Here is a 22,587-nt window from a genome sequence, read left to right as displayed (position 1 = left end):
TATAAATTTTATTGGATACTAACAGGAGGCTATCAAGTATGGAAATAGTAGTTTGTGTCAAGCAAGTGCCTGACACTACCGAAGTAAAAATCGATCCAGTCACAAATACCTTAATCCGCCAAGGCGTACCAAGCATTGTCAACCCGTTTGATAAAAATGCCGTTGAAGCAGCCCTGCAGCTTAAAGATAAACATGGCGGCAAAGTAACCGTCATTTCCATGGGACCGCCTCAGGCCAAAGAGGCGCTCAAAGAATGCCTGGCTATGGGGGCTGATGAAGCCATTCTGCTGAGCGACCGCGCCTTCGGCGGCGCTGACACCTTGGCGACCAGTCACACCCTGGCTGCCGGTATCAAGAAACTGGGCAAGGTAGACGTTATCCTCTGCGGCAAGCAAGCCATTGATGGCGATACCGCCCAGGTCGGCCCGGAGATTGCTGAGCACCTTGACATCCCGCAGGTAACCTATGTAGCAAAAATCGAAGTGGAAGGCGACAAGCTCAAAGTTGAACGGGAGCAGGAAGAAGGTTACGAAGTCATTGCCGTCTCTACCCCAGTCATGCTGACGGTGGTAAAATCTATCAACATTCCCCGCTCTCCTACAGTTAAAGGTACCATGAAAGCCAATCGCAAAGAGATTCCTGTCTGGACGGTAAATGAGGTTACGGTAGAAGCCGAAAAAATTGGGCTTAAAGGCTCACCTACCCAGGTACGGCGTATTTTTACCCCCAAGCAGCGTACTCAAGGTGAAATTATTCAAGCAGACACAGCCCGCGAAGCGGCTGCGCTGTTGATTCAAAAACTAGCTGATGCCAAGATTGTCCAGGGGGTATAGAACATGGCTGTAAAAGTAATTTCTGATCAATGCATCGGCTGCAGTGCCTGTGTAGGCGCCTGCCCGTTCGGTGCCATCATCATGGAAAACGATAAAGCAATAATCACCGAAGCCTGCACTGCCTGCGGTGCTTGCGTGGACGTATGTCCGGTAGGGGCCATCCTGCGGGAAGTAGAAGAAAAAACTGTAGCTGTTGACAAAAACCTCTACAAGGGTGTTTGGGTATATATCGAGCAAGTAAACGGACATATCCGCAATGTAAGCCACGAGCTTTTAGGCGAAGGCCGCAAACTGGCTGACGCCATGGGGCAGGAATTGGCAGCCGTATTAATCGGCCAAGACGTGGCCAGCCTAACCAAAGATGTTTTTGCCAGCGGGGCTGACAAAATCTATCTGGTTGAGGGCACTGAATTTAAGCATTATTCTACCGATGGTTATACCATCACAATGACTGACCTGATCAATACGTACCGTCCCTCTGTTATCCTTATGGGGGCAACTAACGACGGCCGCGATCTTGGCCCACGGGTTGCCTGCCGGGTAGGAACCGGACTTACCGCAGACTGCACCAATCTGGGCATTGATGAAGCGACCGGTTTGGTTGCCTGGACTCGTCCGGCTTTTGGCGGCAACATCATGGCTACCATCTTGTGCCCTGATCACCGGCCGCAAATGGGTACCATTCGTCCCAAAGTATTTAAGCGTCCGGAACAGGATTTCTCCCACACTGGCGAAATTATTAAGGTAGCCAGCAAAGTTAAGCCAGAAGATATCCGTACCGAGCTTATCGAAGTCATTCAAGCCTGTACCGCTTCCTGCAATCTGGAAGAAGCCGAAATCATTGTCTCTGGTGGTCGCGGCATGTGCAAGCCTGAAAACTTCACTCTGATCGAGGAGCTTGCCAACGTCTTAGGTGGTGCTGTAGGCGCTTCCCGTGCTGCTGTTGATGCAGGCTGGATACCGGCCTTAAATCAGGTTGGGCAAACAGGCAAGACTGTTGGCCCTAAAGTATATTTTGCCTGTGGCATTTCTGGAGCTATTCAGCACTTAGCCGGCATGTCCTCCTCTGATATTGTTATTGCTATTAACAAGGACGCTGATGCTCCTATCTTCAAAATGGCTGACTATGGCATTGTCGGCGATGTACTGGAAGTAATTCCAGCCCTGATTGCCGAGTTTAAAAAGCTCAAGGCTGCAAACTAAGCAAGAGATCAAAATTCTATAACAAGGGGTGTTTTCTATGGTGCAAGATGTAAAATTTGCCGACATCAAGATTGGCGACAAGGCCAGTATGGCCAAAACAGTATCCGAGTATGACGTATATACCTTTGCCGGACTCAGCGGCGACTTTAACCCGGTACACATCAATGCCGAGTTTGCCAAAACCACCATGTTCAAAGAGCGTATCGCCCATGGCATGTTATCTGCTGCTTTCATCTCAGCTTTACTTGGCACTACACTGCCTGGCGCCAATACCATTTACCTTGCCCAGGAACTGGCCTTCAAAGCTCCGGTAAAAATCGGTGACACCGTAACTGCCACAGTAGAAGTTATAGAAAAAATCGAAGCAAAAAGCCGGTTAATCTTAAAAACTACAGTAACTAATCAAGAAGGTACGCTTGTGCTTGACGGCAAAGCTACCGTAATGAAAAAAGACTAGCTTATCTTCCATTAGATTTTGGCCGGGAGGATCGTATTAATTGTGAAAATTACTAGAGTATTAGTTATCGGAGCCGGACAAATGGGCAGCGGTATTGCTCAGGTAATGGCTCAAGGCGGACTTACTGTTACACTCAGAGACATCGCCGGGGAATATGTACAAAAAGGCATAAATAATATTGAAAAAAACCTGACAAAGGCCGCTCTAAAAGGCAAATTGAGTCAGGAAGATCAGGCAGCCATTATGGGAAGAATCTCCGGTGTAGTGGATCTGGATGCCTCAGCCTGTAACGTAGATTTAGTTATCGAAGCTGCTGTTGAAAGCATAGATATCAAGCGGGATATCTTCCAAACACTTGACAAACTCTGCCCTGCTCACACCCTATTGGCAACAAATACCTCTTCCCTGCCGCTCACTGCCGTAGCTGCAATGACTAAACGCCCCGAAAAAGTAGTTGGTATGCACTTTTTCAACCCGGCACCTGTTATGAAGCTTGTAGAAATAATCAACGGGTTGGCTACCAGTGAAGAGACCTTTTTAGCTGTCCAGGAATTAGCCGTTAAACTAGGCAAAACCCCTGTCAAAGTCGCAGATTTCCCTGGCTTTGTCGGTAACCGGATTATGATTCCCATGATTAACGAGGCCATCTTCACCCTAATGGAGGGAGTAGCCAGTGCCGAGGACATTGATACGGTAGCCAAACTAGGGTTTAATCACCCTATGGGGCCACTGGCGTTGTCTGATTTAATCGGCAATGATACTGTACTATATATCATGGAAGTCCTATATGCCGGTTATGGCGACCCCAAGTACCGTCCATGTCCGTTGCTTAAGAAAATGGTGCAAGCCGGACATCTCGGCCGTAAAACAGGCAAAGGGTTCTTCGAATATACCCGGTAATCGCAAGTCTCTCCATACGTACAAACTACCCCTAACGGCCTACAGGATATCTCCCTGCATTGCCTTTAGGGGTAGTTTGTTATCAGTAAACCCAGCCGCTTCTTCAGCTACTTTATTTGCCTATACCATATTTGCAATGTTTTCCACTTCATTAGCAGTAGCAGTCAGCTCCTGCATCGTTTTTCCGATCTGCTCGGTAGCTATCGCCTGATGCTCGCTCAATTGCGCCGTACTGCCTATGACTTCTACAACAGAAACAGCTTCCCGCTCAATATTTTGAAGAATTTTTTTGATGTCATTTACCGACTGGGAGCTGTTAATCGCCATTTTGCGTATCTCGTCTGCGACAACCGCAAAACCACGACCTTGTTCACCGGCCCGTGCGGCTTCAATAGCGGCGTTAAGCCCCAATAGATTGGAATTTGCGGCAACATCACTCACAAATCGCAAAATCTCATCTGTCTTGTTAATCTCGGTGATAACGCGTTCGCTGCCGCTTTTCACCTTCGCAAGATCGTGTGACAAACGGCTAGCCGAAGCGGCCAGTTCTTCAGTAGTCGCCGTTATTTCCTCTGTCATAGATGCAATAGTATGAGCAGCATTATGTAAAACTTGTTCTGTCAGAAGACTGATTGCCATGCCCACCACCCCGGAAAACGTCCCATCTTTTTCAAAAATAGGCCGGACAATTGAGCGCAGCTTAACTCCGTAAATATGCTCCGGAATTATTGTTTTGACTATCTGTTTGGTGGCAATACATTCCTTTACTGATGCTCCCGGCGCCGGCTCACCTATTTTTACTTTAGCCTGAAAAGTTTTTGCTTCAGTATAATGAATAATAACACCCTCGGCATTTGTCACTAAAACGGAACAGTCAAAGGCATTTAGATCACGATACAACTCTGCTGCGGCAATTGCAGCTTCCAGTTTAGTCATTATTATAACCCCTTTCGTAGATTTAGTTGGCTTTGTACTCAACTAAATTCTTACCAAAATTTCGTTACTAAAAACCTTGCAACAATTTGTAATTGGCATGCACGTCTAGACAAGCATTAGATACAATTCGCTATATTGCCCCATTTTTCCTGCGCAATAAAAAAAAATATTCGCAATTGTCATTCTTTTCCCGGACTCTAATTGACTCAAAGCAGCTCCTGTGCCTGCAACAATATAATGCAAAAAGCAGGCTGCCATAGCACCTGCTTTTCAATAGCTACCCTTCCTTTTTACATCTTTGGCATTCGCTATTCCGGCAAACAGCCTGCTCTTTAGGTATCAGCGCCGTCGGTGTAATGATAAGCCTGCCATTTTCGATGGTATACTCCAAAATATCGCCTTCGTGAATTGCTAGTGCCTTAATCAACGCTTTGGGTAATGTGATTTGATTTCGCTTACGCACCGCCATGCGCTCTACTGCCATTTATTTCACCGTCTTTCAAAATCTCTCTCATTATAGCCGATTAATCCGCGCACCTCTGAGTCGATTAACCATCCTACTATTTTTAAAATTGCTGTGTGATATGGATCATATAGTTTTGCTTTGTCTTTTAGTAAAATATGTTAAAGAGGTGGTTGTATGGATAAGACACTTAGCCGAATTTCTGTAGAAATCGAGATACTGCGCGAGCATATGCACAAACGATCTGAGAAGGTAGGGCTGTCACATCCTGATATTATGCGCCTAAGCCGTAAACTGGATAAGTTGATCTACCAATATTTGCTCTATACACGCAGCCTAAAACTGCTCTGAAGATACCGTTATCAGTATTACAGCTTTTTTTGCAGACAAACTAATTCGGTCTGGCACCAGCCCAACTTTCGATAAAAACTTAGTGCAGCTTGATTTCTCTGATCTGCTAATAGATCCAACCGTTTGGCTCCCTGGCTGACAGCCCATTCAGCCATAGTTGTCAACAGACGTCGGCCAATCCTCTGTCCCCGATAACTCTCCATTATGACAACATCTTCAATCACTGCTTTTAACCCGCCCTCTGCGGTTGAAACTAAGAGTTGTGCAGAACACATGCCAATGATTGTTTGGTTGAGTTCAGCTACCAACACGCAACCTGCATTTTCCTGTTGAAGCATCAGTTCTAAACCGCACCGCTGCTTGCCACCGTCATAAGCAAAGTCTGTTTCAATGGCAAACAACAATTTCAGCAGTCCACACATAGCGTCAATGTCCTTGGGTAATGCTTTCCTAACTACAATATCCACCGCTGTCATTCTACTCACACCCTTTATTGTAATGACATTTTCGCGGTAAATCTTTTATCCCAATTCGCATAAATCTCATTCAATGCCGGCAGCCCCTGTGCCGAAATAACCACCAGTTCGGATACCGGTCGTGATATAGCAGTAGGTTTAATCTCAATCTGGGTGCCAACTACGTCAACCTGCTTCCAGCCATCTGTAAGCCGAAAAAAACCTTTTATCCGCAGCGCCCAAGGTACCAATGCCTGTAAAAAGTCTCCAAATACTTCTTGGTCAAATACCCCATCAGCAGTAATAATATGAGCGACCGGCCTGTTAGCAGATGTATTACAGCTTTCTTGAAAGCTTGTGTACTCTGTCTTTTTTAATTTTCGGTTCAAAAACTCAGTGCTAATCTCACAATGACTAGCCTTCAGCACTTCTGCTGCCGGATTAATAGTAAGAATTCTTTGTTCTACTTCCTGTAAAACCGGCTCCTCAATCAAATCTACTTTGTTGATAATGATTAAGTTGCTTGCCGCAACCTGTCGCTCGATGGCAAGCAGCACATCGGCTTGGTCTAAGAAGTTGAGAGCATCAACCACACAAATAGCTCCCTGATAATCATACTGCTTCCCCTTTACTTTGCCGACAACAGTATGTAGTATGTGCTCAATGCTAGAGGGGTCGGCCATGCCCGATGCTTCGACAAACAAATATTCTATCGGCAATTCTGAATAGGCAATTAGGGCGTCAATAAACGCCCCTTTCAAACAACTGCAGAACACCGACCCATTGTTAATTTCCACAATGTCAATCCCGTTTTGCTTTAATAAAATTCCATCTACACTGATTTTACCGAATTCATTCATCAGAATACCCGTTTTCTTGTCAGCCAGCACAGCCATAATTTTTTTTAAAAATGTAGTCTTACCTGACCCCAAAAATCCTGTTAGCAAATAAAGTTTTATCGGACGATTTTCCATAGACACCCTCCCCTGCCATTAATTTTGTACTATAGCCTAAGGCAAAGCTAGGCTATAGTACCTCCGCACTAGCCTATTCGCTTTTCAATGGCCTCAATCAATTCATCGTCAGACGGAACAATGTTGTCAAACACAACGTCGTTGTTGATAAGCATAGCTGGCAGGTTTTGCACCCCTAGTTTGGCCATTCTATTTATACCAGCCCGGGTCTTGACTAGCGACTCACGCCAGATTAGTTTGCCCTCATAACGCGGCAGCACCTTCTTGACTGATTCACACATATACTGGCAAGGTGGACAGCCCTCTGAATCCAAGGTGACGATCTCAATAAATACCTGACCTGGTTTTATTTCAACATCCTCCAGGACTACTTCTTCCTCTTCACGGAATTGCTGATCAGATTCCAGCATTTCTAAGGAAGCTGGCTTGCCATTAATAAAATTGGAGATAGCAACAAGGTTGTTGATTGGGGTATCAAATGGTATATCACACCCAGGCGATAAGATATAGCCTACTCCCTGCCCAAGTTCAATCTCTTTGCGTGCTTCTTCTACGTTTTCCAGCGGTGAGCCAAACATCATTACTGTGGTTAACGGCAAATTGCCGCCATAGGACACCTTATACTTTGCGGCAATTTCTTTAGCATAAGTAAGGCCGACTTGTTCGTCAAAGGCGATACCATCGGTTTCTGTCTGGCACATAAGCTCAATATTTTTGGTCGCGTTGCCGCAGCAGAAACTGGTGACTTTAAGGCCTAAGGATTTTACATACCGGTTTAACTCAATCGTGACAGGTTTGACAAAACGGTCAAACTGTTTGGGTGCAATCTGTGAAGTCATCGGGTCAACAACGGCAATAATGTCCACACCGGTTGCAGCATACATTCTGGCCAAGTCTTTACATACGGTAGTACAAAACTCAAGCAGAACATCGACTTTTTCATGTCTTTTGATCATATCGGAGAAAAGATCTGTACCTTTTAAGTGCAGCGCCAGGGTAAACGGCCCGCAGATCAATGCATATAAAGCAATCTTGTCACCAAGTTCAGCTACCAGCCTGCGCGCGGCTTCCAGTGCTATAGGATACCGGCCATCTTTCTCAGTAGGCAGTTTTAGTTCAGAGAGTTCTACCTGTTCCAAAATGTGGGTATCTACGGCAGGCGGGTTATCTTTGGCCCATTTGAGTTTACAACCCAAAGCCTCGGCCTCCATTTGCACGTCAAACACAATCGGCAGACCATCTGGCTGATACAGCTCATAGGCTTTTACTATGCCCTTTACAATCATGTCGGCATCTTTTAGGTAGGTCTCAGCGTCAACACCAATTAGATTGGCAGTCTGAACACCGGCATAAGGTACCCACGGCGTTCTGTCTACCGGTTCAAAACTTAACGTTTTTAGCACTCTCTCTTTACCATTCATCTTCTCATCCCCCATAAAATTTAATAACTTCTACAAACTAGAACCCCATTTTTGCGTCATCATGGTGCTGGTATATTTTTCTAGTTTCCATTGGGGTATCTTACAGGCTTTACAGCCACAGACACACCATTTATTGCGAAGCCATCTGGCAGCCCTGCTGTTACGCGAATTCCAGACAACAAATTTTTCATCACAATGGGTGATAATTTCTGCAATTTCACCGGTAATTTTAATTGACTTAATACCATGTAAGATACCGGATCGTGACGGCCACAGCTTGATTTTTTCTACAAGCTTGAAAAAATCAACATTCTTCCTGTAGTATTTTTTCTTTTTATTGACTGCTTCCACCGAAGGCTCTTTGACAAGAACAACACTACTTTTTGCCGCCATCTAAACCCCTCCTTAGCAATCAATCTGCCAACACCGTAAACAACATAGTTGCTACCCCGATTTCCAAAACATCATGGATCCACCTGTCACCAAGCAGCAGGCAGCAGTGCTGGTCAAGCCCTAATGGTATTCCCGGCGCTGCAATCATGGTAGCTGGGGTAATGTATTTTTTATTAATGGTATTTGCAGCCGGAGTTGCCTCAACCACTAGTTTGCATACAGACAAGGCGTCGCCTATGTGCCGCACGGCTTCAACTCCCGGTATTAATTGCTGCAATTGCCTTACCCTGTCAGCACTGACATCATAGGCAAAAACTTGTGCACCCCTCGCCGCCATAAACAGCGCTGCCCCAGTACCTACCGGGCCGGTGCCGACAAGCAGCACAGACTCTCCCTGCAGCCCGCCTGACATTAAATCCAGCGCGGCGGCGTACCCCCGTCCGGTTGCTTCCCCATTGTCACTGACCTTGCCGCTAGCAACATTGATAGCGACAAACTTATCATCGTCGGCAAGAAAAATGATTTTTGCGCCTTTAGCTGCAGCCTCTGCCAGACCAGCTATATTATTCTGATCTGTGACGAAAGCGTTGAAGCCCAAAAACTCAATTATCTTTTGCACCGATCGCGAAAAGCCATGAATAATACCCTGGCCGTAAGCAATCGGGATAACCCCGATGGAAACATGCTGGCGCAAGCCGGCAAACTCTTCAGCACTTCTTCCCAGGGAGTGGGCGGCAATCCCTGCCAAGCCTTGCCCCACTCGCTTACATAAGCGCTGGTCATATTCACTTAACATTTCATCGACATGACAAATATCCTCTTCCCGCAGTCTTGTCAGAGCCCTCACCTCCTGCGCCATACTTTTCAACAGATTGTTCAGTGATCACAGTGTTTTGACAGCAAAGTTGGTGTACCATCCCGGCATTCACTGATATTGTATTTGTCCATAATCGTATTAATCACAGCACAGCGCCGCTGCCAGGCCTCCTGGCGGGTTTGGCCTGTTACAATCAAGGTGGCTACCCATTCTTGCTTGGCTTCATCATAGTTGGATATTGCCTCGTCGGCCCCGAAAAAATCTTTGTAGAGGCGTAGGCAGCCGGCGTTAGCCATAATATGTTCGCCACATACCTCAATACGATCTTGCGTTACTTTTATGTGTTCATAAATGACACCCTGAGCAGCGGTTATTGTGAAACATTTCGGGTCATCTGTCTCACTAAAGCCTGCCCACAACAGTTCCAATACGTTGATTCCGGTAGATTGGTACACAGCCGTTAGCGTCTGACTCGGCAATCTTGCGTCTACCTCCAACACTTTAAGCTGTTCATCATGGTAAATGACCTCGACATCCATAATTCCGTTTAGCTGTAATTGCTTAGCGATTGTAATTGCGATGTCGGCAAACGCCTGCACTTTATCAAGTGCCAGTACTGCAGGCGCTAATACTCGTTTACAGTCATATTCTTCATCCATCGCCAGCTCTGTAACTTGAAAAGTCCGGTAGTTACCATTACAGCCAACAACTTCAATCGAATAAGATGGTCCATCCAAAAATTCCTGCACCACCCAATCGTCAAAGCCGCCTAATCTCTGTTGCAGCAGTTCGAGTTCCAGTCGATTATTAACCTGGTAGACACCCTCGCTGCCGCTTGCACCTGATGGTTTTACCGTAACCGGAAACTGGCACAAAGGCCAGGGTCTTGGTGCCGGAACACCAAGTTCAGCAAACAATTTATCTGACTCAAGTTTAGAAGAGGAAAGCAGATAGGCCTGTTGGTCATACATAACCTTAACCCCAGCCAGCTGCGCGCATTGATAGATATGATCCAAGACAGCCTTATCTTCTAAGGCAGGCACTGCCAGCTCCACGTTTTTCAAGAGGTGGGTAAGCTTTTCGGTGTCCATAAGATCAAACACATAGAAATCGTCACAAAGCTTAGCCGCCGGTGCTGCCGGGTTTTTATCGACAAGCGCAATTGTCCAACCCGCTTTCTTCGCAAGATAGCAGGCCTCTACTCCCTGGAGCTTCCCTCCCAGCACAGCTATTCGCATAGTACGCCCTCCTTGCCACCATAGCCCAGCCTGTTGTCCATCCAGCTTACATACTCCTCAAGTGTGGCTGGAGTCAGTCCGCAGGCCTCTAGAATTGGCGTAATTCCCTTGACTGTCCTGTATCCTTCGGAAATATCCAGGGTACTTTGGGAAACCCCGGCCAACCCAGCCTCAGGGGGAATGATTGATGTAACCACATTGGCACCGGCATCCAAACGTTCTTTCAGCCCTTCAATACCTTCAACATCCAGTGATGCCGGTATTAATTTATCTGGAAATAACAAGCGCATAACGGCAATTACATTGAGTTCGTACCTATTATTAATTGTCGCAGCATTATATAAAGGCGTTCCCTTTTGCGGTACAAAGCTCATGGTGCGAATCTGCTCAGCACCGAGCTTTTTCATTTCCTGTAAGGAATGCACAGCATCCTTGACACTGTCGCCAATACCAACAAGCAGCCCCTCTTCCACCAGCATGCCTGTTGTTTTGGCAAATACTTTGATTGACCATCTCTCGTCATAGCTCTGATTAAGTCGCAATGTATCATACAGTCGGCGGTTATGGGTCTCCTGGTAGCAGGCATACCAACCAGCGCCGGCTCGCTTTAACTCTTGTAAGATTTCCTTAGGGACAACACCCGGGGAAATCATTATTGGCAGATTGGTTTGCTGTTTTACCAACTTAACCACTTCGATCAGCTTTTGATATCCCTCATTATCATTTGACAGATACTGCGGATCTTCACCCATTGTCAAATCAATTAAATGCACACCTGACTCAGCCAACGCTGAGGCTATATCAACAATCTCCTGAGTAGTTTTACGGTATCTGATACAAGCGCTATTCGAGGTACGATAATAACAGAAAGTGCAGTTATTGCGGCAATAGGTGGAAAAGTAGACAAATCCATAAAGAAATATTTTGTCGTTAAAATATCTTTTCCGCAGCAATCTGGCTGCCCGAAAAAGCCGCTCCCTGGCTTCAGGATGGGTAAGCTGCAATAAATACGAGATATCCTGAGAGGTTACTGGGACATTATGTAGTAATTTTTCTAAGATTTTATCGAGATTTTTCATAGGTAAAATCCTCCCCTTCCGGGAGCAGAAGTAACTGCTCAGATATTTAACCGCACCCCATCCAAGTAAGACAGACTCTTTCCCGTACTGCGCACATTTTGCCCGCCCTCTTTGACCATGACCAGCCGTTCTAACCCAAAACCAATACCTACCCACGGGCCGGACATCCCCCATTTGCCATCAAGAAAATGCGGCCCCATAGCGCCTGAGCCCAGCTCTATATCCTCATACATAACATCAATTGTATCCCCGTAGACAACTGAAGAAGTTTGCTCCAGCCGGTAGCTGGGAACGCCTGCTGCCTGCATGACTACTTCGGCAAGCTCAGCCAGCCGTTCATGCCGGCTCTCTTCCGGCAGGCCCCATTCCACCAGATTCAACATGGTAAACTCATTTAGATGATTATTTCCTTGTGATTCTTTACGAAAGCAGGAGCCTATTTCAAAAATGCGTACAGGCTTTTCCCATAACCGCAATAGATCTTTTAGAATATAATACAAATTGGGGGCCAGCATGGGTCTTAGACACTTTTTACTATCAAGCCAAAACACCTGTGAAAAAAGGGCATGTTCATCATCAATCGTCATTTTCGCCAGCAGGCTTTTAGCAAGAATGATCGGAGTGGTCACTTGCACAAACCCGCTGTCAGTCAGCGCAGCAACTAAATTTGTCTCAAGCACACTTAACGAGGGACGTTTTTTTTCAGTACGCAGTTGATTCAGCCTCTGTTTACCTGCACTAACCAAAGACAATTCCTGTTTTTTAAAAGCTTCATCTCGATCCTTTTCGACTGAAAAGAATCTTTCCTTTTGCATTTCAGTTGCATTTAGTTCGGTCAGCCTTTTTCGCTGGATATCAGTCCAAGTCAGCGACATAACACATACCTCCATTAATGGCACAGGTCAGTTCAGTTCAATCTGCCATACGACCGGATTTTTCAGGACAGCCGGTGTACTTTTCATACAGTTATGCCCCAGCAATTTGATCGTCTTATCCTGTGCTAACACCTGACATATACTTTCTCCATATGTCCGAGCGTCAGGAACCGCGACAGATTTGGCTTGGCAAAATCCTGATTTCTCCAGACTCAGCGACGTTATGCCGCACAGGTGGACAACGGCCCCGTCTAGCCGCGCTTCTACCTTTTTAAGTATATTGTAGGTACTCTGGCCGCTTATCTCTCTGAACAACTCAGGCCCCACCAGCTCGCGCGCGCCGGTAGGATCGGCATACGAGATGATCTGCGCCCCCTTTTCTGCAGCAGTTAACATGTATTTCACAATACTGTTTTCTATGGTTTCCAGTGCTTTTTCAAGCAACTGCCGGTGCAGGTAAATCCCCTTAAATAGCTCCACCGAGTCAATAAGCAACCCTAAAATCGTAAACGGGCCCTCCACATTAACAGCTACTACATTGCCCTTATTTTTCAGTATCTGAGCACAGTGCAAAACCTCATTAATTCTGCCGCTAGTTAAGTCTATCTCGTCCAGCTCGGCTAGCTGTTCCATACTAGTAAATCTATAGTCTCGTAAAGTTGGGCCAGACTCATTGTCCGGAATTACGACGTTAGCGCCAAATGCCTGGGCTTCTACCATTACACAAAAAGGGATTCTGCAGATTGAGTCACCTTCAAGTCTCTTCTTTTCTTCGGCAACAAACGCCATAGCATGCCGCTCGGTATGGGCTTGATAAAAACTGATACCGACAGCTTCAAGCATAGCTACCGGCATTACTTCAGCACTATCCCATTTACATTGAAAGTTAATCGGTTTGCTCATACCACAATCTCCTCCATTCCCAACTTTTTCAACCATTGCTATCTCCGGGGAATTCGCTCAAGTATAGGATCAATATGGGGGAAACGGTCGCTGGCATGGGGTAGGAACATGGCATCCATAAACTCCTTCTGGAAATCAGCCTCGGTAGCCGTTTCCACAAAGTGCACAACACTGGCAACAGCTTGCGCTTCACCTCTTTTATCAAGGTCAAACAGCGCCAATTTCGCACCTTCTCCAGCGGCGTTCCCTACTGCAATGACAGCCTCAGGATTACAATCAGGCACCATCCCAATAACCAACGCATTTACCTTGTTAATATAACTGCCAAACGCGCCTGCCAATGTCACTGCGTCTACTTTATCTACACCTTTTTTCCGCATAAGAATCTTGGCTCCAGCATAAAGTGCTGCCTTAGCCAGCTGAACAGCACGCACATCCTTCTGGGTTATCGTGATGTCCTGCCCAAGGGCGGTCTCGGCTGCCCAGGCCAAAACATATTCAAACTTACCGTCTGTCCCTTTCCGGACGCGCGGTGATCGGATATTCTTGTCAAACCCGCCATCTCGTTTAATGATACCTGCCTTAAATAATTCAGCAACAGCATCAATAATTCCCGAGCCGCATATTCCTCTGGCGCGTAGTGCCGCCCTGGCATCTGCGCCAATGACTTCAAATTCAGGTTCCTGGGTTTCAGGATTTATGGTTATCTGAGCAATAGCTCCTGGCGCCGCCCGCATGCCAAATTTAATTTGTGCCCCCTCTAGCGCCGGACCAGTTGCACACGAGGTTGAGAAGATGCCCTCTTTATTGCCAAAATTAATTTCACCGTTTGTGCCTATATCGACAACAAGCTTCATCTTGTCCTGCTTATACGGCTGCTCGGCAATAAGTACTGCAACATTGTCAGCACCGACAAAACCGGCTTCGAGCGGCAGGCAATGGACATACCCGCTTTCAGCAATGTTTATCCCAAGCTCTCTGGCCTTGATGTTTACAGCTTCTCTAATAACTGAAGCAAACGGAGCACTGCCAATATATTGAGGATTTATACCAAGAGTAATATGGTGCATAACTGTATTAAATACAAGTACTACTTCCATAACAGTTTCAGGATTTACATTGGCGGTTGTAGTCATTTTCTGAATCAGGTCATTTATATCATTAATTATCGTTTGATGCAGTTTAGCAAGGCCGTCGTCATTGGCCATGCAGTAAGTGATGCGCGCCAGCACATCATCCCCATAGCGCACTTGACTGTTCATCAACGAGTCCTGAGCTAACACCTGACCCACTGTAAGATCACACAAGTAAGCAGCAATTGTCGTTGTGCCAATATCGATAGCAATACCATAGGCTTTCTCTGCCCGGCCTGGCTCAACAGCAATAATCTCGCTGTCATTCCACAATGTAGCCGTAACCTTCCAACCACCTTGCCGTAAGATATCTGGCAGCTTTGCGAGCACCTTGTAGTCTATCTGCATAGTCTTGTCAAGCTGAATAAACCGACTTTGCAAAACCTCTTTTAAGCGGGCAAAATCATCGCGGCAATCAGCCAAAGTAGGCTTATTCAGTTCCACATAATACTTGCGTACGGCCGGATTTATACGAAATTCCCTTGCCGTTCCCGCTTCTAACACAACCTGCTTTAATGCCTGGCTTTGTTCTGGAACAACTACCAAGACATCTCCATATATCTGGGCGCAACACGCCAATCTGTAATGATCAGCCAACTCCTCAGGGCTCAGCATTTTTCTCTCTTTGTCAGTCACTGGCGACAAATGCACCATTTTGGAATGAATACCAATCCCCGCAAGGCAGCTCTCCTCAATTTTAACCTTGCATTTACCGCAAATCTCACTACCTCCGCAAGGAGCTTCAATATCAGCACCTACTTCCCGTGAAGCTGCAAGCAGATTTTTTCCGCTGTCAACCATTGCCTGGCAGCCTGACGGCTGAAAAATCACAGTATATTGCATAGCATTTATCTCCATAATGGCGGAGAGTCCGGGAGTCGCACCCGGCTGCATGAATTTAGAGTCCATGCGATCTCTACGATCCACCCTCCAAATTTAATAGGGTTTCCCCCAGCAGGAAATTCCTAATAACAGGCTGTAAATTCCCTGCTGAGGAATCTCCAGCTGTTATTTTTCTGTCCAGTAATCCAGACCTAGACCAGTAAGTATCTTAACGGCTTCATCGTACACATCCAGGTATTCCTGGGTAGGCACAAGTTTTACTACATCATAACACTCTTCGAACGACTTACCTTTCGGGGCAGTCTTGTAATCTTTTTCATATAAGGCTACAAGCTTATCCAGTATCTCGTTTACCTTCTCGGTCTCCATACCTGCTACTGCCCGGGCCGCTTCGGCCATCATTCTTGCTTCCATACCTGTAGTGAAATTAGTGGCTACGCCTTTGCTGGCAGCTACCCCGGACAATACCTCCCGGCCGCTGGCCGTATCAGTAATGGCTTGGGCTGCTGTTTCCAAGAGGCACATAACAGTACAAGGACCTGCCAAAGTATAGTATTGATTGCCTAGCATCAAATTGGTATTGGCCTCAATTGCCATGGCGCAGTGTCCAGCTACAGCAAGAGCCTCTCTGGCTGTAGTGATACCCCAACGTACATGAACCGGGCCGTCCAAGTGCCAGGTTGCCCCTGTCATGACAAAGGCATTAATCGTGGTTGCCACGTCAACGATGGTTGTTTCTTCCAAACCACCTGCGTAACCTCCATAGATAGGCATCTGCTCGCACATGATGAGGTTGCCAGCTAGTTGATAATGAGCAGTGAATACCAATGCACCTACATCGATCTTCAGCTCATTTAGCTGGGATACTTCATGGCTGTCAGAAGGCCTCATACCACCAGGGAAATCGGCTGCGATTACTCCTGCTGGCGAAAGTGAAGTTTCATTCCCCTAGAGCCCCATACCGGTACGTCCGGCTCTGTCTTGCGCCGCCCGTACTAAAATAGCTTCTGATTTTACTGCGGCGATTTCCCATGGGCTGCCAGGGATTGGGTCATAGCCCTTGATTGTTTGGAGCACTCCGTCAACAATGGTATCCACTAACGGCTCCTGGGCGTATGACTGATGGATGGCCAAGAACTGGTCCTCTGAACAAGGCGCGCCTGTCGGGCCTCCCTGGATAATGGGTGGTCTCTTTTCAGTATAGCTGCGAGGCGCCAGTACTACTGCCTGTTTACCCTCGCCGTAAATTGCGCGTGTCGGTGCCGAAGTTATGGCTGCCATCACTTCGTCTTTGCGATACTTAATGACCCGGTTGGTATCAATGCAGTATATACCGCATTCTACCAGCATTTCCAAGCCGGCTTGGAACAGATTGTTCATCAATGTTTTGTCGGTAGGAACAATCTGCTTTTTGTCCATTTTAATGTCGTATTTTTTCTTCAGCTTGGCTGCAGTCTGTGGAATAATCTTAAAATCCCATTCTTTCTCTTCCACCTTGGGACCGGTTTTTGCTCTTTCATAAATATCGAATACTGTTAGCACTTTAGGAATCGCCATTACATCACCCCCGTAATTCTGCCACTAAGGCTTTTGCTTTATTGACTGCTTCAGACGCGGTCTCGGCATAGGCATCGCCGCCGATTTTCGTTACCCATTCAGCAGACACCGGCGCACCGCCAAACATACATTTGAATTTATCGCGGATACCTTCTTCTTTCAAGATGGCAACAACATCCCGCTGACCAGGCATTGTTGTTGTCATGAGGGCAGCACCGGCAATAATATCAACATTGTATTCTTTGGCTTTGGCTACGACTTCGTCTGTCGGCACATCCCGGCCTAAGTCAAACACCTCAAAACCGCTGGCTGACAGCATTGTTTTAACAATGTTTTTACCAATGTCATGGATATCGCCATGGACGGTATATAGAAGAACCTTTCCCTTGCAGGTTTTGCCCTTTTGGTCTTCAGGAATAGCCTCTTTCAGTATAGCTACCGCCGCATCAAAGGCCTCGGCGGCAACAACAAGTTGAGGAACAAAGGCTTCCCCTTCATCAAAAAGGTCACTCATTGTTTGCATTCCTGCCGCAAGTCCATCATTGATGGCAACTAGCGGATCAACTCCGGCCGCTATCGCCTCTTTAGCTGCTGCTTCAGCAAGATCACTGTCCATTTCTTCAATTGCAGTTTTAAGTTTTCCTAAAATCTCCACCTGACTCATTGAAGTAAATCCCCTCCATTCTTTTTTCTAATCTCCAGGTTAGCTTCATATTGCTTTGGGGTTTGTTCACCCCTCTGCTTATAAGGATTATATGAAACTTTCCCGAATAACCCACCACCTAGAATTCAAGTTTTTTCACGCAATTAAATACCGTTATTATTCAAGCCATCCACACTCTGTTAGAAAACATTTTCAAATTATAACGGTATTTATTTACTTGATATTCTATGGGTCGTATTATATCACCATCATTTTCTATTTGCAATACTTAATTTTTGTGTTTTTATAAAGTAATTAATTTATTTGAAATATTGCATCCTCTTCTTTCTTAGCAGTTTACCTAAAACATTAATACAATGCAAAAAAGCAATGGCCGGTATTAAGCGCCATTGCTTTTTTATGTCTATATTAAATTAACACACGAAATCTCACTGAGATTTCTCAGTTGATTCTGAGGGCAATTTTATATACATGCTATGTTCACTGGGAGGAGTAACACTTGTCCTCTTGTCTGCCGATTTCAAAATTTGACGTACGGTTTCAATTGAAATCGACCGGCCTATTCTTTCTTTAGCAAGTTCAGTTAAATAAGCCAGCGTCCAATTTTTGGGCACCTCAGGCGGACTGCACGCAAGTCTGATAATTTCCAGACGCTCTGCCTCGGTAAAAGTGTCAGGAGCACCACTTCTTTCCAAGTCAAGTATTCCCTCAAGCCTTTTGTCGGCAAACCGGTTTCGCCACTTACGGCAGGTTTTTTCAGAAACATCTAATATCTTGGCAATTTCAATACATTCTTTACCCTCTGCCGCCAAAAGAATGATCTTCGACCTGATATAGAGCCGCTTTTCAACTTTATGCCCTTTGATATTTTTTTCTAATTCTGTTCTTTCTTCATCAGTCAATTCAATTTTGACCGCTACCCTAGGCATAAACTCAACCTTTCCTTGGGCTGCCCCCGATAAGCCGCACACCTCAAGTGCTTTGGCTTAACAGCATTTCTATGCAGGCGTATAATATCAGCTTTCTGAAAATTTGTCAAGATCATGCTGTATGGGTTTTAGCCAGACATTGGAGTGACCGTATTTCCCCCATTAACTCTTTGGCTTTTTCAACAGCTTCAGAAGCCGATTCAGCATAAGCATCCCCACCGATTTTTTTCACCCACTCAGCCGATACCGGCGAACCCCCAAACATGCATTTAAATTGACCGCGTATCCCCTCTTCCTCTAAGGCTTGAAGAATTTCACGCTGTGCAGGCATAGTCGTTCGCATCAGCGCTGCAGCCACTATAATATCAACAGCATATTCTTTGGCTTTTTCGACGGCTTCAGCAGTAGTTACATCTCTACCAAGATCTATTACTTGGAATCCATTGGCAAGCAGCATTGTCTTTACAATGTTTTTACCAATATCATGAATATCACCCTGTACAGTAAAAATCAATACCTTACCTTGCAAAGTCCGAGCCTTTCCCTCTTGCGACATCGAATCTGTCAGTATAGCTGCCCCTGTCTCAAAAGCCTCTGCTGCAACTAGCAGGTGCGGGATAAACGCTTCTCCCTCATCAAACAAATCGCTGACTGTCTTCATCCCTTTTGCCAGTCCTTCATTAATGGCAATAACAGGATCAGTCCCTGCTGCAATCGCAGCTTTAGCTGCCCTTTCTGCCAGGGATACTTCCATTTCCTCAACCGATTTTTTTAACCTTTTCAAAATCTTATCCGGTCGCATCGAACAAAGCCCCCAATCATTAGTTCCTCCGGAACAGGGTAACCAAATATAGGCAAAATAAAATAGACGTTCTGCGTTGTACCCGCTAGAACGTCTTTGTTCCTAAACACTATATGCATATATAATTAAATCATCGAAAAATCTGAAATTCTATTAAATCTATAATAACAAGCCATGCAAATAATGTCAACAATTTACCAAATCACTATGCTAAAAATTATAAATTCAAGCAAATTAGTGCTGTTATAATTCTTGCCATAATTCTGTAAAAAGAACTATTGCATTTAGCATCCAAAGGTGTTATAATTCACTCCATAGCCACAACAGGCAAATAATTACCGTTATTATAGAAATGTTGATTGCCAGCCAAAACTATACTACCTTAGCTATTAGTTTAAAATAACGGGAAAAACTTAATAGATGTTTTGTCAACTACGGTAAGCAACGGCGCTTATATAGGTTCTAGTTATTACGAACCTATATAAGCGTTTTTTTCTTTCTATCAAGGACAATGATGTCCTGGAGGATTCCCCTCCAGGACATTTCATTTTCAGCTATCAATTATCAGGAGGTGATTGTTGATGAAGGATCTGCTTTCTCTGTTGCAGAGATTTTTGATTTAACATCAAACTGCGAATTAGCAAAAAAATTCAGAAAAACTTCAGTTGATAGAAAGGAGATTAACTATATGAAAAAGCTATATACCATCTTAGGTATGCTCCTGGTTTTAACCCTATTCTTAACTCCCCTCGTTTTGGCCGCCGAAGGAGAGGCTCCGGCAGCACCAGCTGAGCCACCGAAAATTGATACTGGCGACACTACTTTTGTATTACTCAGCGCAGCACTTGTAATGTTAATGACTCCAGCTCTGGCACTCTTTTACGGAGGCATGGTCCGTACCAAGAACGTACTAAGCATCATCATGCAAAGCTTCATTTGTCTTGGTGTCATTTCCCTTCAATGGGTTCTCTGGGGATATTCTCTCGCCTTTGGTCCTGATATCAACCATTTGATCGGCGGTCTTGATTGGCTTGGTTTGAATGGTGTGGGGGCAGATCCTAATCCTGACTACTCAGCTACCATTCCTCAACTGGCTTTCATGATCTTCCAAGGAGTATTTGCTATTATTACCCCTGCAATTATTTCCGGCTCTGTCGCCGGACGGGTTAAATTTCCTGCATATATCGCCTTCGTAGTACTCTGGGCTACTTTAGTATATGACCCAGTAGCGCACTGGGTATGGGGTGTCGGCGGCTGGTTGCGCGAATATGGTGTTCTGGACTTCGCCGGCGGCACTGTAGTACATATCATTTCAGGTGTCTCCGGACTGGTGTTTGCATTAATGATTGGCAAACGCAAAGGCTATGGCACCGAAGTAATGGCACCCCATCACTTACCTATGACCGTTCTGGGTGCCGCACTCCTATGGTTCGGCTGGTTTGGCTTTAATGCCGGCAGCGCACTTGGTGCCAATGGAATTGCATCCGTTGCTTTTGTTACAACCCATGTTGCCGCCGCTGCTGCTACTGTCTCATGGGTATTGGCTGAATGGCTGTATCATGGCAAGCCTACCATTCTTGGCGCAGCCTCAGGATGTATCGCCGGCCTTGTTGCCATCACTCCCGCAGCAGGATTTGTTACTATAATGTCTGCTATCATCATGGGATTAGTCGGCGGTATTATTTGCTTCTTTGCAGTAGCAGTTGCTAAACACAAGTTGGGTTATGATGATTCCCTAGATGCATTTGGGGTTCATGGTGTAGGTGGTACTTGGGGCGCTATTGCTACCGGACTATTTGCATCTACAGCTGTTAACCCTGCTGGCGCTGACGGATTTTTCTATGGCAACGCCGCCCAGGTATTAAAACAACTTGTCGGCGTAGGTACAAGCTGGGTATTTGCCGCAGTCATGACGTTCGTCATCATCAAAGCCATCGGCTTAGTCATGCAAATCAAGGCTGATGAGGAACAACAAGTTCAAGGGATGGACGTTACTGAGCACGGCGAGCGCGGCTATGCCTATCAGGATCTTATGACTGGTTCACCGATCGGCCTGCCGGTAAACAGCATCGTAACTAATGAAGTAACTGTAAATAAAACCACCCTGGCATAACCTTCGCCAAGTCTAATTAAGGAGGAAAATTATGAAACCAATAACAAAGGTTGATATTATTACTCGGCCAGAAAAATTAGAAGCACTTAAAGAAGCCATGAATAAAATCAAAGTAACCGGCATGACGGTTACCCAAGTCTATGGCTGCGGCCTAAGCAAAGGACATACAGAGGTTTACCGCGGTCAAGAGTACTCCATCAATCTGGTACCGAAAGTAAAAGTTGAAATTGTGGTCTGCGAGGTTCCGGTGGAGCAAGTCATCGAAGCGGCCAAAAGTGCCTGTCAGACAGGGAAAATCGGCGATGGCAAAATTTTTGTCTACCCGGTCACCAACGCGGTACGGATTCGTACAGGTGAAGAAGGCGATATCGCTATTATAGATCCAAAAAACATGTAGAGAAACAACTAAGGAGCCGTCTGCTATAAAAGCAGATGGCTCCTTAGTTGTTTCTTCTGTCCCCTTGTCCCCAGGTATAGATTTATGAACTTGTTCATAAAATAACTAACATATTAAGGAAGGATATTTAGGTTTTCAAGAGAAATAGTTTATTTAGAAAGAATATATATTAGATAAGGGGTGAGCTTAATGAAAGTTCTGGTTGTGTATTACTCGTTATATGGTCATATGCATCATATGGCAGAGGCAATTGCCGCAGGTGTGCGTGAGGTAGAGGGGGCTGAGGCTGTTTTGCGCCGCGTTCCGGAAACATTGACTGTTGACATTTTAGAAAAAATGGGGGCGATTGAAGCCCAAAAGGCATTCAGCCATATTCCGGTATGTACTGTAGACGAATTAGCAGACGCCGATGCCATTATCTTTGGCACGCCAACTCGCTTTGGCAATATGTGCGGACAAATGCGTCAATTCTTAGATGCCACCGGCCAGTTATGGCAACAAGGAAAGCTGGTAGGCAAAGCCGGCAGCGTCTTTACCAGTACGGCTACTCAGCATGGAGGACAAGAGTCGACAATCCTCAGCGTTCACACTACGCTCCTGCATCACGGCATGGTAATCGTTGGCTTACCTTACACCTTCTCCGGCCAAATGAGTATCGATGAAATGACTGGTGGATCACCCTACGGGGCATCAACCATTACCGGCGGCAGAGGGGAAAGAATGCCTAGTGCCAACGAGCTTGCCGGTGCGACATTCCAAGGAAAGCATGTGGCAACAATAGCACAAAAACTTTACAGATAAAGACAAATTTTAAGACTCCCGCTGCTAAAAGCGGGAGTCTTAAAATTTCG

23 protein-coding genes and 1 pseudogene are annotated in these 22,587 nt (G+C 45.7%); 8 read left to right on the top strand and 16 right to left on the bottom strand.

What is annotated here, in order from left to right:
- The first annotated feature begins 38 nt into the window (after nt 1-38).
- From B9A22_RS10280 to B9A22_RS10265, 4 genes are read left to right on the top strand one after another with little or no spacing between them, the layout of a single operon-like run.
- Nucleotides 39-833: an electron transfer flavoprotein subunit beta/FixA family protein gene (locus B9A22_RS10280; protein WP_084575644.1), complete on the top strand. Its 795-nt coding sequence runs from the start codon at nt 39-41 to the stop codon at nt 831-833.
- 3 nt (nt 834-836) lie between these two features.
- Entirely contained in the window at nt 837-2,036 is a 1,200-nt protein-coding gene (locus tag B9A22_RS10275; protein ID WP_084575643.1) for an electron transfer flavoprotein subunit alpha, read from the top strand.
- A 37-nt stretch (nt 2,037-2,073) separates the two neighbouring features.
- Nucleotides 2,074-2,493 carry a MaoC family dehydratase gene (locus B9A22_RS10270; protein ID WP_084575642.1) on the top strand — a complete coding sequence of 140 codons (420 nt, stop codon included), beginning with the start codon at nt 2,074-2,076 and terminating at the stop codon, nt 2,491-2,493.
- A 42-nt stretch (nt 2,494-2,535) separates the two neighbouring features.
- Nucleotides 2,536-3,393 carry a 3-hydroxybutyryl-CoA dehydrogenase gene (locus B9A22_RS10265; protein WP_084575641.1) on the top strand — a complete coding sequence of 286 codons (858 nt, stop codon included), beginning with the start codon at nt 2,536-2,538 and terminating at the stop codon, nt 3,391-3,393.
- Between the two features lie 120 nt (nt 3,394-3,513).
- Here B9A22_RS10265 and B9A22_RS10260 read toward each other — a convergent pair whose 3' ends face one another.
- Both B9A22_RS10260 and B9A22_RS10255 read right to left on the bottom strand, forming a co-directional pair.
- A complete protein-coding gene (locus B9A22_RS10260; RefSeq protein WP_084575640.1) occupies nt 3,514-4,329 on the bottom strand; it encodes a methyl-accepting chemotaxis protein in 816 nt (271 codons plus the stop codon).
- Between the two features lie 277 nt (nt 4,330-4,606).
- On the bottom strand, nt 4,607-4,813 hold the full coding sequence (locus B9A22_RS10255; RefSeq protein WP_084575639.1) for an AbrB/MazE/SpoVT family DNA-binding domain-containing protein: 207 nt from the start codon (nt 4,811-4,813) through the stop codon (nt 4,607-4,609).
- Between the two features lie 156 nt (nt 4,814-4,969).
- Here B9A22_RS10255 and B9A22_RS10250 point away from each other — a divergent pair, with 156 nt between their 5' ends.
- Nucleotides 4,970-5,143, top strand: a complete 174-nt coding sequence (locus B9A22_RS10250) for an aspartyl-phosphate phosphatase Spo0E family protein (RefSeq protein WP_084575638.1) — start codon at nt 4,970-4,972, stop codon at nt 5,141-5,143.
- A 17-nt stretch (nt 5,144-5,160) separates the two neighbouring features.
- On the opposite strand, the gene B9A22_RS10245 is transcribed toward B9A22_RS10250, so the two are convergent.
- The 14 genes and pseudogenes from B9A22_RS10245 to B9A22_RS10180 all read right to left on the bottom strand — a co-directional run bounded on the left by B9A22_RS10245 (nt 5,161) and on the right by B9A22_RS10180 (nt 19,226).
- On the bottom strand, nt 5,161-5,619 hold the full coding sequence (locus B9A22_RS10245) for a GNAT family N-acetyltransferase (RefSeq protein WP_084575637.1): 459 nt from the start codon (nt 5,617-5,619) through the stop codon (nt 5,161-5,163).
- A 14-nt stretch (nt 5,620-5,633) separates the two neighbouring features.
- Nucleotides 5,634-6,572, bottom strand: a complete 939-nt coding sequence (locus B9A22_RS10240; RefSeq protein WP_084575636.1) for a CobW family GTP-binding protein — start codon at nt 6,570-6,572, stop codon at nt 5,634-5,636.
- Between the two features lie 68 nt (nt 6,573-6,640).
- Nucleotides 6,641-7,993, bottom strand: coding sequence for a uroporphyrinogen decarboxylase family protein (locus B9A22_RS10235; RefSeq protein WP_176215482.1), 1,353 nt, complete (start codon nt 7,991-7,993; stop codon nt 6,641-6,643).
- 30 nt (nt 7,994-8,023) lie between these two features.
- On the bottom strand, nt 8,024-8,386 hold the full coding sequence (gene pylSn / locus B9A22_RS10230; protein ID WP_084575634.1) for a pyrrolysine--tRNA(Pyl) ligase small subunit: 363 nt from the start codon (nt 8,384-8,386) through the stop codon (nt 8,024-8,026).
- A gap of 19 nt (nt 8,387-8,405) precedes the next feature.
- The gene (gene pylD, locus B9A22_RS10225) at nt 8,406-9,245 is read right to left on the bottom strand and encodes a 3-methylornithyl-N6-L-lysine dehydrogenase PylD (protein WP_217805924.1); all 840 of its coding nucleotides are present in this window, start codon (nt 9,243-9,245) and stop codon (nt 8,406-8,408) included.
- 17 nt (nt 9,246-9,262) lie between these two features.
- Entirely contained in the window at nt 9,263-10,441 is a 1,179-nt protein-coding gene (gene pylC / locus B9A22_RS10220; RefSeq protein ID WP_084575633.1) for a 3-methylornithine--L-lysine ligase PylC, read from the bottom strand.
- Nucleotides 10,432-11,520 carry a methylornithine synthase PylB gene (pylB, locus tag B9A22_RS10215; protein WP_084575632.1) on the bottom strand — a complete coding sequence of 363 codons (1,089 nt, stop codon included), beginning with the start codon at nt 11,518-11,520 and terminating at the stop codon, nt 10,432-10,434. The genes pylC and pylB overlap by 10 nt, the downstream gene beginning before the upstream one ends.
- A gap of 38 nt (nt 11,521-11,558) precedes the next feature.
- Nucleotides 11,559-12,395, bottom strand: a complete 837-nt coding sequence (pylSc, locus tag B9A22_RS10210; protein ID WP_084575631.1) for a pyrrolysine--tRNA(Pyl) ligase large subunit — start codon at nt 12,393-12,395, stop codon at nt 11,559-11,561.
- Nucleotides 12,396-12,422: 27 nt separating this feature from the next.
- Nucleotides 12,423-13,298: a uroporphyrinogen decarboxylase family protein gene (locus tag B9A22_RS10205; RefSeq protein ID WP_176215481.1), complete on the bottom strand. Its 876-nt coding sequence runs from the start codon at nt 13,296-13,298 to the stop codon at nt 12,423-12,425.
- 38 nt (nt 13,299-13,336) lie between these two features.
- A complete protein-coding gene (locus tag B9A22_RS10200; protein WP_245823936.1) occupies nt 13,337-15,325 on the bottom strand; it encodes an ASKHA domain-containing protein in 1,989 nt (662 codons plus the stop codon).
- Between the two features lie 114 nt (nt 15,326-15,439).
- Nucleotides 15,440-16,831: pseudogene (locus B9A22_RS26030) on the bottom strand (monomethylamine:corrinoid methyltransferase).
- A gap of 4 nt (nt 16,832-16,835) precedes the next feature.
- Nucleotides 16,836-17,495 carry a corrinoid protein gene (locus B9A22_RS10190; protein ID WP_084575629.1) on the bottom strand — a complete coding sequence of 220 codons (660 nt, stop codon included), beginning with the start codon at nt 17,493-17,495 and terminating at the stop codon, nt 16,836-16,838.
- Between the two features lie 428 nt (nt 17,496-17,923).
- The gene (locus tag B9A22_RS10185) at nt 17,924-18,424 is read right to left on the bottom strand and encodes a helix-turn-helix domain-containing protein (RefSeq protein WP_084575628.1); all 501 of its coding nucleotides are present in this window, start codon (nt 18,422-18,424) and stop codon (nt 17,924-17,926) included.
- Nucleotides 18,425-18,536: 112 nt separating this feature from the next.
- Nucleotides 18,537-19,226 (bottom strand): corrinoid protein, encoded by a 690-nt coding sequence (locus B9A22_RS10180; protein WP_084575627.1) that lies wholly within the window; start codon nt 19,224-19,226, stop codon nt 18,537-18,539.
- A gap of 688 nt (nt 19,227-19,914) precedes the next feature.
- Between B9A22_RS10180 and B9A22_RS10175 the strand changes: the two genes are divergently transcribed.
- The 3 genes from B9A22_RS10175 to wrbA all read left to right on the top strand — a co-directional run bounded on the left by B9A22_RS10175 (nt 19,915) and on the right by wrbA (nt 22,537).
- Complete coding sequence (locus B9A22_RS10175; protein WP_084575720.1) at nt 19,915-21,339, top strand: ammonium transporter; 1,425 nt, start codon at nt 19,915-19,917, stop codon at nt 21,337-21,339.
- A gap of 31 nt (nt 21,340-21,370) precedes the next feature.
- The gene (locus tag B9A22_RS10170; RefSeq protein WP_084575626.1) at nt 21,371-21,736 is read left to right on the top strand and encodes a P-II family nitrogen regulator; all 366 of its coding nucleotides are present in this window, start codon (nt 21,371-21,373) and stop codon (nt 21,734-21,736) included.
- A 189-nt stretch (nt 21,737-21,925) separates the two neighbouring features.
- Nucleotides 21,926-22,537: an NAD(P)H:quinone oxidoreductase gene (gene wrbA / locus B9A22_RS10165; RefSeq protein WP_084575625.1), complete on the top strand. Its 612-nt coding sequence runs from the start codon at nt 21,926-21,928 to the stop codon at nt 22,535-22,537.
- Nucleotides 22,538-22,587: the final 50 nt, after the last annotated feature.

Origin of the sequence: Sporomusa malonica (assembly GCF_900176355.1) — a bacterium.
GTDB lineage: Bacteria > Bacillota > Negativicutes > Sporomusales > Sporomusaceae > Sporomusa > Sporomusa malonica.
The sequence above is the reverse complement of the archived record's forward strand: the minus strand, read 5'-3'. Positions and strand labels throughout refer to the sequence as shown.